Genomic DNA, 13,357 nt, shown 5'->3' with positions numbered 1-13,357 from the left:
TGCCGCTCACTGCGGGTGGCTGGCGTAGCTGCGGGCAATCGTGCGGGTCAGGGCGGTTGCCCACCCACGCTGTGGCGGTGCGTGTGGCGCCGGGGCCGGCGAAGCCGCGTTTCTGCGGGCGTGCGTGTAGGTAGGGACGGTTGCCCACCCGGCAGCGGTAGGTGTGTGTGGCGCCGGGGGTCGGCGAAGCCGCGTTTCTGCGGTGCGTGTGACGCCGAGGGCGGCGAAGCCTCGTCACTGCGGGCAATCGTGCCGCCAGGGGCGGCACGGGTGGGCGCAGCGGCACCCCGTAAGCGCCGGGCTGCGTGACCCACCCCCCGCCGGCACCAACACCGGGTGACAAGGAAACAAGGGGAGCCCGGGGTTTGCCCACCCACCCCGGGTGACCGTCCGAAAAAAGGGTGCCCGGGGTTTGCCCCGCCCCGGAGGTGGGTTGCGGCTTGCCGGGGAAACCCCGTGGCGTGGGGCGCGGGGGCGGGGAGAATGGGGAGGTGCGGTACAGAATTCTGGGTGTGGCCCAGGCCGAGGACGAGCAGGGAGCTGTCGTACCCGTGGGCGGCCCCCGCGTACGCGCGCTGCTGACCGCCCTGGCCCACCGAACCGGCCGTACCGCCACGCCGGAGGCTTTGATCGACGAGGTGTGGGGGGACGCCCCGCCGGCCGACGCGTCGGCGGCGCTGCAGGCGCTGGTAGGGCGCCTGCGAAGGGCCGTCGGCAAGGACGCGATCGCCTCCGAGGTGGGCGGATACCGGCTCACGGCGACCCGCGACGACGTGGATCTCTTCGTCTTCGAGCGCCGGGTGGAGGAGGGCAAGGACGCCCTCGGCCGCGGCGACGCGCACACCGCCGCCCGCACCCTGCGCGAGGCCCTCACCCTGTGGCGCGGGCCCGCCCTCGCCGACCTCCCCGACCGCACTGCCGCGACCCGCCCGGAGGCCCTGCGCCTGGAGGCGACGCGCGCCCGCGCCGAGGCGGACCTGCGGCTCGGCCGCGCCCCCGATGCCGTACCGGAGTTGAAGGAGCTGGCGCAGGCCCACCCGTACGACGAGGCGCTCCAGGCGCTGCTGATACGCGCGCTGCGCGACTCCGGGCGCGGCGCGGACGCCCTCGACGCGTACGAGGGGGTGCGCCGCACCCTGCTGGACGGACTGGGCGCCGACCCAGGGCCGGAACTTCGAACCCTGCACACACAGTTGTTGGAGGGGAAGGGCGACGGGGCGGGCCCTCGGACGGGTCGGCAGGGAACGGGTCGGCAGGGGGCCGAATTTGTCTCGCGGGGCGAGCGGACCGGGAATATTCGTCCTCGTTTGAACTCCTTTGTCGGACGGGAACCCGAGCTCGACGCCATCCGTTCGGATGTACACAGGGCCCGCCTGGTCACGCTGACCGGACCAGGAGGTTCGGGAAAGACCCGTCTTGCCGAGGAAGCCGCCGCCGGGCTTCCGCAGGCATGGTTGGTCGAGTTCGCCCCGCTCGACCGGCCGGAGGCGGTCCCGGGCGCGGTTGTCAGTGCCCTCGGTCTGCGCGAAACCGCGCTGATCACCAACGAGTTGGCGGTTCCGAAGGACGACCCGGTCGCCCTGCTCCTCGAGTACTGCGCCCAGCGCAGCCGACTCCTGATTTTTGACAACTGCGAACATGTCATCGCCGCCGCGGCCGAGCTCGCCGAGACCCTCCTGACGCACTGCCCGGGGCTCACCATCCTTGCCACCAGCCGCGAACCCCTCGGCGTACCCGGCGAGTTGGTGCGCCCGGTCGAACCCCTGCCGCCCGACCCCGCGCACCGGCTGTTCATGGAGCGTGCCGCCGCGGTCCGCCCCGACCCGGACGGGGACGGCGAGGCCGGCGCCGTGGACGAGATCTGCCGGCGGCTCGACGGCCTGCCGCTGGCCATCGAGCTGGCCGCCGCCCGGCTGCGATTGATGACTCCGCGTCAGATCGCCGACCGGCTCGACGACCGCTTCCGCCTGCTCACCTCCGGAAGCCGCACCGTGCTGCCCCGCCAGCAGACCCTGCGCGCCGTCGTCGACTGGTCATGGGACCTCCTCGACGAGCGGGAGCGCACGGCACTGCGTGAGGTGTCCGTGTTCGCGGGCGGCTGGGACCTCGGGGCCGCCGAGGCCGTCTGCAGCGGGCCCGCCGCCGACCTCGTCGGAGCGCTCGTCGACAAGTCCCTGATCGTCGCGTACGACGGAGACGGCACGGGCAGCATGCGGTACCGCATGCTGGAGACGATCCACGAGTACGCGACCGAGCGCGCCGCCGAAACCCCCGAGCTGCGTGCCGCCGCCGAGTTCCGCCACCGGTCGTGGGCGCGCGCCCTCGTCGAGAAGGCCGAGCCGCTGCTGCGCTCCGCCGAGCAACTCCCGTGGATCCAGCGCCTGGAGACGGAGCTGGAGAACATCCGCGCCGCCCTCTACCGCAGCACCGTGGCCGGTGACGAGGAGCAGGCCGGTGCCCTCGTCCTCGCCATGAGCTGGTTCTGGTGGCTGCGCAACCTCCGCCGCGAAGGCACGGAGTGGACGGACCGCGTCCTGCGGCTGGGCGTGGCGCTCGACGCGATCGACCCGGGTGGACCGTCTGCAGCCGGGCGGGGCGTCATCCGGTGCGCGGCTCCCGACGTCGGCAGTGAGGCCCTCCTCGGGCAGCTGGACGCCTTCGACCCGGTGACCGCCTTCCTCGACTTCGCGGAGCACGAGGAGCGCCACCCGCTGCACATCATGCGGATGCGGCTGCGCATGTTCCACCTGTTCATGGTGGTGGAGTCGGGGCCGCTGGAGGCGATGCGCAAAGGCCGGATGCCGGAGTACGCCGACCGGGTGCGGTCCGCCTTCGCGAAGGGCGGCCCGGAAGCCGCGCGTATGCCGGGCATCGTCTGGCCGCTGGCGGCCTTCTTCGTGGACGGTCCTGCCGCCGTGCGCGCCCCGCTGGACGCCACGGTCGCCAACTGCCGTGTGTACGGCGGGGATTGGGAGGTCGCCGTCGCCCTGATGTTCCGTACGCACATGGCCGTCGACTCCCTGGGCGGCATGTTCGGCGTGGACGACGACCTCGCGGAGCTGCGCGTGCTCAGCCGCCGTGTGGGGGACCGCTGGGTACGGGCCCAGGTGTGCAGCGCGGCCGGTGAGGCGGCCATGGCGCGCTGCTCCTTCGAGGAGGCGAAGGGGGAGTACGAGGAGGCCCTCCGGCTCGCCTACGAAGTGGGGGCATACGCCGAGGCACCCTTCCTGCTGGCGCGGCTCGCCGAGATCGCCTACCGCTCGGGGGAGCGGGACCGCGCCCTGGCCGGGCTGAACGAGGCGAGCGAGGCCTCCGACCGATACGGGGTCGCGGACTCCCGCGCGTTCGTCCAACTGCTGCGGGCCCAGATAGCGATGGACGACCACGAGATCGGCTACGCCCGCCGACTCTGGGAGGAGGCGCGCGACAGCAGCTTCCATGGTGACCCGCCCCCGCAGTTCATGGCGACGCTGAACTGGGTCGACGCGATCGTCACGGCCGCCGAGTCCGGACCGGCGGCCGGTCTGCGCAAGTTCGTCGACGCCCTGCGCCAGGCGCTGGCCGGCCGGTGCGCCGAGGTGGTCCTCGGGGGCTTCACCGACGGCGCGGCGGAGCTGCTGGCCGAGCTCGGCGACCATGCGCGCGCGACCCGTCTGCTCGCCGCCGGTGACCGCTGGCGCGGCGGCCACCCGCGGCCTCCGCAGCAGCACAGGGACGCCGAACGCACCCAGTCCGCAGCCACCCTGGCCCTGGGCCCGGTCCGTTACGCCTCCGAGCGGGCGGCGGGCGAAGCCTTCACCCCCGACGACGCGCTGCGCGACCTGGCCGAGGCACTGGTGGAAATTCCGGTCGCCTAGGGGGTGTTTTGAAAGTCCTGTGCGGTGCCCGCGGTGTTCGGTGCGTGCCGGGCGCCGTGGGTGCTGTGCGGGACTTTCAAAACACCCCCTGGCGCTCCGCCGTGCGCTCAGGAGACCTCAAGTGCACAGGAACTTCGACTCCGCCCAGTCCCCCAGGGCCACCGAGTCGAACGGGGTGTGGGGTTCGACGACGAGGCGGATCGTCTTGCGGCCGGTGAGGTTCACGTGCAGAGGGACGGCCTGGTCATGGCCGGTGATCAGCCGTGACCGCCAGAGTCGGGCCCCGTCGGCGTAGACCGAGAAGCGCAGTCGGCCGAGGCCGAGTGTCATGTCGTCGACGCCGACCAGGGCGTCGTACGCGGAGCAGTTGCGGTTGAGATCGATGGTGACGGACGACTCGCCGTGGACGGTCACGCCGTGCGTGTACGTCTTGTGCCCGATCGACACACCCCAGCGCTGCCACACCCAACTGCTCTCGCCGAGCCGCATCTCGGGCTGGGTGTGGTCGCCGGTGATGCTGTACTGCAGCTCGTTCCACTGGTAGACGACCGGCTCGGGCGGCGGGGTCGGTGTGGGCTTCGGGGTGGGTGTCGGCGTCGGGGTCGGGGTGGGCTTCGGCTTCGCCTTCGTGGGTGTCGGGGTCGGCGTCGGCTTGGGTGTCGGCTTGGGCTTCGGGGTGGGTGTGGGCGTCGGGGTCGGCTCGGGCGCCACCACCGGAGGCCTCGGCGCGGGCTTCCGCGACGGCGTCAGGGTCGGGGTCGGCTCCGGGGCCTCCACCGCGGGCGAGGTGGCCGGCTTGGCCTCGGGCTTCTTGGCCGGGCTGTCGTGGCCCACCAGGGCAAGCGCCACCGCTGCGGCCGCCACCGCGACGACGCCCGCCGCGATACCGGCCTTGACCGGTGCGCCCAGCCCCTCCGAGGCCGCCGCGCCCCCGGCGCCCGCCCCGCCCGAGCTGCCGCCCGCCGCGGCGGCCGCACCTGCTGCTCCCGCCGCCCCCGCACCGGCGCCCCCGGCGATGAGCGCGGCGACCTTCGCGTACCCGGCGGCACCGAACCAGCCGATGACGGCGACCGGCACGACCGCGGGGATCCCGCTGGCGACTTCCTTGATCTGGCCCGCGGCCAGCCGGCACTTGGCGCACTCCTCCAGGTGCTTGCGCAGCCCGCGCTCGGCACGGGTGCGCAGCCCGCCGCGCGCGTACGCGCCGAGCCGGTCCGCGTAGCGCGCGCACTCCTCGTCCATGGTGAGCGTGGTGCTCACATGGGCCTGGAGGTAGGCCTGCTTGAGGCCCTCGCGGGCGCGGCTGGCCAGGACGCGTGTGCCGTTCGCGTCGAGGCCGAAGAGCGTGGCGACGGAGCTCGGCGACTCGTCCTCGACCTCGGTGTGCCACAGCACGGCCTGCCAGCGCTCGGGCAGCGACCGGAACGCCTGCATGGCCATGGACTGCTCGGCCTCGTGCATCGCGCGCACATCCGCGCCGAGATCCAGTGTGTCGTCGTCGGAGATCTCGGAGCTGCGGGCGGCCTGTGCGGCGAACACGGCGAAGTCGTCGACGAGGTGCTCGCGCTTGGCCGACTTGGTCCAGCTAGCGGCGACCCGGCGGACCGTGGTCAGCAGGTACGCGCGTACGGCGTGTTCGGGGCCGTGGCCGCCGCGCACCGCCTGCAGCATGCGGGCGAAGACCTCGGCGGTCAGGTCGTCCGCGGTGTGCCCGTCCCGGCAGCAGGTGCGGGCGTAACGGCGCACGGCCTCGGCGTGGCGCCGGTACAGCTCCTCGTACGCCGTGTCGTCGCCCGAGCGCATCCGCTCGATGAGGTCGGCGTCGGAGGGCGGCAGATCTGCGTCCTGCTCGCGCGGGGGCGGCAGAATCCCGCCGTCACGCCGCTCGCGCTGCGGCGGAACACTGGGCTCGGGTACATCCCCGACGGCACCGGCGCCACCGACAGGACCCGGCGTCGACACGCCACGGAAGCCGTCCGAGCCGCCCGGGCCGCCCGAGTTGCCGGACGACGGGCCGCCCTGGCTCGGCACCTGCTGTGACTGTGAGGGCAGCCCACCGGTCTCGGCGCCACCGTCACCGGATGACTCGTCCCGCCCGTCAACGCTCATCGCGGAAAGCCCCCGCCTGCACACTCGGACCCGAATATCGGGACAGCGTGCCACACAGCCGCCGGACAGAGCCCGGCCGTACGAGCCAACCACTCGTCCGGGGGGTTTTGGCACACCGGAGCACTAGCGGTCACCCGATTGGGGAATAGTCAACGAACGTTTCTCGTGCGGGAGTTGATGATTCAACCGAATAGCCCGCATGCGAGAGCGGGAGCACGGCCAAAGGGCACGACGGCTGAGGGCGGGACGGCTGAGCGCACGACGGCTGAGGGCGGGACGGCTGAAGCCAGGACGGCATCCGTGCGCGGGCGGCCCCCCGCGCACACATGACCATCCACGCCGCCTGAGCCGTCCGCACGCGAGCTGCGCAGCGCCCGGCCCAGGAGTCCGCCGAGGCACCCGTTCACGACACCGGGCGTCGTCTCACGGCGCCGGATGCCGCTCACTACAGCCGCGGCGGCTCACAACGACCGGTGACGCGGACGGCGGCCGGTCGTCTCCGACGGCGGCCGTCGTTGCTCACAACGGCCGCGACCGCAGTCCCTCCAGCAGGATGTCCAGCAGCCGTGCCGAGGCCGCCGCCTGCTGCGCCGCGTCCGGCAGCGAGGGCGCCGCCGTGGCGATCACCAGCAGGACGTCCGCCACGGTGACGTCCGCCCGCAGCTCGCCGGCCTCGCGCGCCCGCTCCACGAGTTGCCCGACGACCTCGAGCAGCGCGACCGCACCGGCGTCGAACTCGTCGCCGTCGGGCGAGAGCACCTCCGCCTCGGGCGCCGTGCGCTGCTCCACCAGCCGCAGTTCCGGAGTCGCCTGCGTCCGCTGCTGCGGCACCCGCGCCTCGTCCACCACGACTCCGTCGGCCCGCTCGTCGGCGACACCGACCCGCAGGATGTGCGGCGGCAGCAGCCGCCCCGCACCCGAGGCCACGGACGTCCGCAGGAAGCGCGACAGCGCCGACCACGGCTCGTCCTCCTGGCCGAGCGCGGACCGGGCCTGGTCGGTCAGCCGGGAGGTCTCCTCCTCGGCTATCCGCCGGACCAGCACGTCCTTGCTCGGGAAGCGCCGGTACACCGTGCCGACACCGACCCGCGCGCGCCGCGCCACGTCCTCCATCGGCGCGCCGTACCCCAGCTCGCCGAAGACCTCGCGCGCCGCGCGCAGTACGTGCTCAAGATTGCGCTGTGCATCCACGCGCAGCGGTGTGGAACGTGGTCCGTCTCCCGGACCGCGCCCATTGCCCGCCGCCGCGCCGACCGCGCCACCGGATGTGATGGCAGACGCGGACGACCAATGAGAGTCCTGAATGTGCATAAGCGTTCCCCCGGTAATGACGTCTCCCCCCGGAGACTCTCCCCGCCATTGGCAGCCGGGGCGTGCGGGAACAAGCATGTTTCACAGGTCCCAGTCCGGACCTGCCGAGCGCATCCCCCTACACCCCGTCGACACACGAACATAGTTGAGAGGGGGTCAATTCAGAAGGGGCAGGTTCCGCACGGAGCGCCCCCCGATCGGAGTACGGGCCGGATACGTCCCGGTTGCGCCCCCTACTGCCACCCCGCTCACACCCGCTGACCTGCGAACCTTCCCCGCACTCCGACAAATCGGCCAACCCTCCGCGCCGACGGCGGCCGGTCACACAAATTGCCGGGCCTGTGGACAAACTCCAGAGCTGGGTGCGTCATGGGATGGTGAAGGAACCTGTGCGCATTCTCATTGTCGGCGGCGGCTACGTGGGGCTGTACACCGCTCTGCGTCTGCAGCGGAAGCTCAAACCCGAACTCGGGCGGGGCGACGTGGAGATCGTGGTGGTCTCGCCCGACCCCTATATGACGTATCAGCCCTTCCTTCCCGAGGCCGCGGCCGGATCCATCTCCCCGCGCCACGTCGTCGTCCCCCTGCGCCGGGTCCTCGACGGCTGCCGGGTCGTCATCGGCGAGGCACAGTCCATCAACCACGCCAAGCGCACCGTCACCCTCACCACGCTCGCCACCGCGGAGGACGGGGGCACCGAGCAACTGACGTACGACGAACTCGTCCTCGCCCCCGGCTCGATCTCGCGCACCCTTCCGATCCCGGGCCTCGCCGAGTACGCCATCGGCTTCAAGACCGTCGAAGAGGCCATCGGCCTGCGCAACCACGTCATCGAGCAGATGGACATCGCCTCCTCCACCCGCGACCCGGCGATCCGCGACGCGGCCCTGACCTTCGTCTTCGTAGGGGGCGGTTACGCCGGAGTGGAGGCGCTCGCCGAACTCGAGGACATGGCCCGCTACACCGCGCGCTACTACCACAACGTCAAGGCCGACGACATGAAGTGGATCCTCGTCGAGGCCTCGAACCGCATCCTCCCCGAGGTGGGCGAGGAGATGGGCAAGTACACCGTCACCCAGCTGCGCCGACGCAATATCGACGTACGCCTGGAGACCCGCCTCGACTCGTGCGCCGACCGGGTCGCCGTCCTGAGCGACGGATCCCGCTTCCCGACGCGCACGGTCGTGTGGACCGCCGGGGTGAAACCGCACCCCGTCCTCGCGGCCACCGACCTCCCGCTGAACGAACGCGGCCGCCTCAAGTGCACCGCCCAACTGGCGGTCGACGGCGTCACGCACGCGTGGGGCGCGGGCGACGCCGCCGCCGTCCCCGACGTCACCGCCGCGGAACCCGGCAAGGAGACCGCGCCCAACGCCCAGCACGCCGTACGCCAGGCCAAGGTCCTGGGCGACAACATCGCCGCCGCACTGCGCGGACAGCCCCTCCAGGAGTACGCGCACAAATACGTCGGCTCCGTCGCGGCCCTCGGACTGCACAAAGGCGTCGCACATGTCTACGGACGCAAGCTGAAGGGCTACCCTGCGTGGTTCATGCACCGCGTCTACCACCTGAGCAGGGTGCCCACCTTCAACCGCAAGGCCCGTGTCCTCGCCGAATGGACCTTGTCAGGGCTCTTCAAGAGGGAGATCGTGTCCCTCGGGTCGCTCGAACACCCACGGGCGGAGTTCGAACTCGCGGCCGGTGGAAAGCCTCCTCAGGACCCGAAGGGGTCGTCCTGAGCGGACCCAGGAACTCCACCGGAAGGGCCGGCGTCTGACGGATGCCGGTCCGGTCGGCCAGACTGGTCCATGACCTCGGGCGGGCCCACCGTCCGCTCACCGAACCCACGAGCGCACGCTCATCGAACCAACGAGGCTTCTTCCCCAGTGCTGTATCCCCCGGGAGCGCAGTGCTACAGAGCGTCTGCACACGCGGGTCGGACCCCCGGCCGGATCCGGAGCAGGCCGGAGACGACAAACACAAGGCATGGATTCGTGAACTTCACGCGCTGGAGCGCCCGGCTCCCCGGAACGCAGCGCCGCGCCGCGGCACGGACCGACCCCGCGGTCACCCCGGACCGGCGAGGGGAAGGCTCCGTGCCCGCGGCCCGCGCCGAGCAGCTGACCGACGACCCGCCGTGCGTGCCCGCCATCGACGACCTGCCCGTCCGCGAGGTCCTCGACCGCGTCCCGGCGCTCGTCGCCCTCGTGCACGGACCCGACCACCGCGTCGCCTACGTCAACGACGCCTACGAAGCGGCCTTCGGCGCCCGCGCCGTCGGCGCCCCCGCCCGCGAGACCCTGCCCGAACTCGACGAACTCGGCCTGCTCCCGCTCCTCGACCAGGTGCTGCGCAGCTCCAAGCCGCGCACGGTCAAGTCCCGCAAGGCGCCCGGCGGCCGCTCCTACACGTTCACGTGCACCCCGGTCGACGTGCCCGAGGACAGCGCGGGCGGCGTGCTCATCTTCGCCGCCGACGTCACCGACCACGCCGAGGCCGCCGAGCGGCTGCGCGCCAGCGAACGCGAGCAGCGCGAGACCGCCGTCACCCTCCAGCGTTCACTCCTGCCGCAGGAACTGGAGGAGCCCGACGACCTGCGCATCGCCGCCACCTACCAGCCCGGCGGCACGGAGGCCGCGGTCGGCGGCGACTGGTACGACGTGATCACCCTCGGCGGCGGCCGCACCGCGCTCGTCATCGGCGACGTCATGGGCCGTGGGGTCCGCGCTGCCGCGATCATGGGCCAGCTCCGTACGGCCGTTCGCGCGTACGCCCGCCTCGACCTGCCCCCGCACGAGGTCCTCCAGCTTCTCGACGGCCTCGCCACCGAGATCGACGCCAACCAGATCGCCACCTGCGCGTACGCCGTCCACGACCCCAACGAGGGACGCCTGGTGTACGCCTCCGCGGGCCACCTGCCGATCCTCGTACGCGACGAGAGCGGCACCGTGGTCCGCGCCGACGAACCCACCGGACCCCCGCTCGGCACCGGTGGCTGGATCCACGCCTCGGGCTCCGTCGCGCTCGGCCCCGGCTCCACCGCCGTCCTCTACACCGACGGCCTCGTCGAGCGGCGCGACGCCGACCTGGACGAGGGAATCGCCGCGCTCGCGCGCGCCCTGTCCGGAGCCACCGGCACACCTCAGGTCGTCTGCGACCGTCTCGTCCGCTCGGCCGGCGTCACCGCGGACCACGACGACGACGTCGCCGTCCTGGTCCTCCAGCACCCCGCCCGCACCGGCCCCGACGGCGAGCTCTTCCGCAACGCCGCCCTTGAGCTGCTGGGCGGCGTGGAAGCGGCTCCACGCGCGCGTGCCTTCGCCTCCGGCGTCCTGACCAGCTGGCGCTTCCCCACCGAACTGCACGACCTCGGCGTCCTGGCGGCCAGCGAACTCGTCGCCAACTCCCTCCAGCACGGCACCCCGCCCATGCGCCTGCGTCTGCGCCGCACCGACCGCCGCCTGATCATCGAAGTGACCGACGGCGACGACCACCTGCCGCGCCGCCGCCGCGCCGAGCCCGCCGACGAGGCAGGCCGCGGCATCGCGATCGTCGCCACGATCGCCTCCAACTGGGGCTCGCGACGCACCCCGGGTGGAGGCAAGGCGGTGTGGTGCGAGTTCGTTCTGCCGGGCTGAAAGCCGGGCTGAAATCAGCCCCTCCGGCTCAGGCGTTCGCCGGTACCGGCTCCGCCGGGGTGTTTCCCTGCGCGACCACGCGGCTTCTCGCCAGCGACGGCTGGTTCTGCACCGGGGTGAGCTGTCGCCCCAGCCGCATCGCCAAGAACGTGATGCCCAGCGAGAACAGCAGGAACGTCACGACGTACGGCGCGTGCAGCGACGCCCCCATCGGGCCGCCCACCGCCGGACCGATCGCCAGCGCGAGCTGCTTGACCAGGGCGAAAGCCGAGTTGTACTGACCCGCCAGCCCCGTCGGCGCCAGGTCGGCCACCAGAGGGGCCACCGTCGGCGACAGCATCGCCTCACCGAGACCGAAGAGCGCGTACGTCGACACGAACGCGGCGGTCGCCATGGTCTGGCTCCCGTGCCCGAGGCCCGCGTACCCGGCTGCGACCCAGGCGACGGCCCAGATGAGCCCCACGGCCGCGATCACCCGGGACCGCTTCCGGCGCTCGACGAACTTCAGCACGGCGAACTGCGCGACCACGATCATGGCCGTGTTCGCCGCCATCGCCGTACCCAGCGCGGACGTCGAGATCCCGGCCGCCTCCACGCCGTACGCGGAGAGCCCCGACTCGAACTGGCCGTAGCAGGCGAAGAACAGCACGAAGCCCAGCACGCACAGCTGCACCATGGCCCGGTTGCCCATCAGCTGCTTCAGGCTTCCGCCCTTGCCCTGCGGCGCACCGCCGACCTTCGGAGCGTGCGGCATCCGCACCGTCGACATGATCACGACGAGCACGAGGAACATCGCCGCCTCGATCGCGAACAGCAGCGTGAAGGAGCTCGCACGCGAGGTGTCGACGATGTGGCCGCCGATCAGACCACCGACGCCGAGCCCGAGGTTCTGCAGGAAGAACTGCATGGCGAACGCCCGGGACCGGGTCTCCGTGGTGGAGCAGTCCACGATCATCGTCGCGAGCGCCGGCTGCATGACGGCCTGCCCGGCACCGAGCGCGGCCGCCGACAGCACCACGGTCGTCGCGCTGTTCGCGAGCCCGAGGCTCATTGCTCCGACGGCGGCAGTGACCAGGGCGGTGAGCAGGACCGGAAGCGGGCCGCGCCGGACGATGGCCCGCCCGGCGAACGGCAGCACGACAAGAGCGGCCACGGCAAAGACGGCGAGCACGACGCCCGCCGTCATGGAGCCGAGTCCCCGCACCTGCGCCACATAGACGTAGAGGAAGGGGACCGTAAAGCCCAGCCCGAACGCTCCAAGTGCGTTGCCGACGTGGATCCGGCGCATCGCTGCGCCCATCGCCCTGGTCACTTTCACCTGCCTTGATCGTGAAGTCTCCGCGCGTAGCTGTTCGGGCTGAAGACTTCGAAGTTAAAGTTAGAAGACCTAAACAGTACACCTCGAAGGACTTCAACACCAAGCGGCCCCGTGCGATACTTCGGCCATGGGCGACACCCCCGGCGTCAGTGAGCCGACACTCGAAGAACAGATCGCCGCCTACCAGCGCGAGTTCCGGGACCTCGACCCCCAGGTCGAGAAGATCGTCTCCGCGCTGGGCCGGCTCAACCGCAGGATGAACGTCGCCTACGGCCGCCAGACCGCCACGCTCGGCATCAGCAACGCCGAGTGGGAGGTCCTCAAGGCACTCGTGCTCTCCGGCGCCCCGTACCGCATGGGCCCGAGCGACCTCGCCAAACGGCTGGGCCTGACACCGGCCGCGATGACCCACCGCATCGACCGCATGGTCACGGAGGGGCTCGTCACCCGGGAGCGCGACGAGTCCAACCGCGTGCGCGTCATCGTGGAGCTCACCGGAGAGGGCCGGGAGAAGTGGCTGGAGGCGATGCGCCTGGCCACGGTCTTCGAGGAGGACCTCCTCCAGGACCTCTCCGCGGAGGACCGCGGCGTCCTGGGCGAGGTCCTGACCCGTCTTCTACGGCGCGTGGAGCACGCTCAGCCTGACGCGGGCGGCCGGCTCAGCGACCTGGATTAAAGATCTTGACAGGGGAGGTTGACACTGCCCTGCCCGGTCCGTAAGGTTCTTCGAGTTGCCACGGAGCCGTAACGGTTCTGCGGTGGCACCTCCGCCGCTGATGCGGCACCCAAACCTTCAGCACGATCTCCCAATGGGATGAATTCGGCGTGCCCGAATTCTATTCGATTTGGACTCGGCAGCCCGATTAGGAACTGCCGGGAGAATCCGCTAAAGTTAGGGACGTTGGAACGGCCCAACAGCCGAAGAAGACAAGCCCGCTGACTGGGAATCAAGCCCGAAAGGATCTGATAGAGTCGGAAACGCAAGACCGAAGGGAAGCGCCCGGAGGAAAGCCCCAGAAAATGTTCTGCGGGTGAGTACAAAGGAAGCGTCCGTTCCTTGAGAACTCAACAGCGTGCCAAAAATCAACGCCAGATATGTTGATACCCCGTCTCCGGCCATTCGG

The 13,357-nt window shown here is 71.5% G+C and carries 7 protein-coding genes; 4 read left to right on the top strand and 3 right to left on the bottom strand.

From position 1 onward, the window contains the following. Window positions 1-491 precede the first annotated feature (491 nt). Entirely contained in the window at window positions 492-3,857 is a 3,366-nt protein-coding gene (locus tag ABZS97_RS40260) for a BTAD domain-containing putative transcriptional regulator (RefSeq protein WP_356147304.1), read from the top strand. A gap of 117 nt (window positions 3,858-3,974) precedes the next feature. Here ABZS97_RS40260 and ABZS97_RS40255 read toward each other — a convergent pair whose 3' ends face one another. Further along, window positions 3,975-5,966 carry a sigma-70 family RNA polymerase sigma factor gene (locus ABZS97_RS40255; RefSeq protein WP_356147301.1) on the bottom strand — a complete coding sequence of 664 codons (1,992 nt, stop codon included), beginning with the start codon at window positions 5,964-5,966 and terminating at the stop codon, window positions 3,975-3,977. Window positions 5,967-6,485: 519 nt separating this feature from the next. Beyond that, window positions 6,486-7,277, bottom strand: coding sequence for a helix-turn-helix domain-containing protein (locus ABZS97_RS40250; RefSeq protein ID WP_356147298.1), 792 nt, complete (start codon window positions 7,275-7,277; stop codon window positions 6,486-6,488). Window positions 7,278-7,651: 374 nt separating this feature from the next. Between ABZS97_RS40250 and ABZS97_RS40245 the strand changes: the two genes are divergently transcribed. Further along, the gene (locus ABZS97_RS40245; protein WP_356147292.1) at window positions 7,652-9,016 is read left to right on the top strand and encodes an NAD(P)/FAD-dependent oxidoreductase; all 1,365 of its coding nucleotides are present in this window, start codon (window positions 7,652-7,654) and stop codon (window positions 9,014-9,016) included. Between the two features lie 255 nt (window positions 9,017-9,271). Then, window positions 9,272-10,915, top strand: a complete 1,644-nt coding sequence (locus ABZS97_RS40240; protein WP_356147285.1) for a SpoIIE family protein phosphatase — start codon at window positions 9,272-9,274, stop codon at window positions 10,913-10,915. A gap of 28 nt (window positions 10,916-10,943) precedes the next feature. Here the strand turns inward: ABZS97_RS40240 and ABZS97_RS40235 are convergent, their stop codons facing one another. After that, complete coding sequence (locus ABZS97_RS40235; RefSeq protein WP_356147307.1) at window positions 10,944-12,215, bottom strand: MFS transporter; 1,272 nt, start codon at window positions 12,213-12,215, stop codon at window positions 10,944-10,946. A 145-nt stretch (window positions 12,216-12,360) separates the two neighbouring features. On the opposite strand from ABZS97_RS40235, the gene ABZS97_RS40230 reads away from it, so the two are divergent. Next, window positions 12,361-12,909: a MarR family transcriptional regulator gene (locus tag ABZS97_RS40230; protein WP_356147282.1), complete on the top strand. Its 549-nt coding sequence runs from the start codon at window positions 12,361-12,363 to the stop codon at window positions 12,907-12,909. Window positions 12,910-13,357: the final 448 nt, after the last annotated feature.

The sequence above is a fragment of the Streptomyces sp. NPDC005485 genome (assembly GCF_040606085.1).
Lineage (GTDB): Bacteria > Actinomycetota > Actinomycetes > Streptomycetales > Streptomycetaceae > Streptomyces.
Note: the sequence above shows the minus strand (reverse complement) of the source record. Positions and strands in the feature narration are given on the sequence as shown.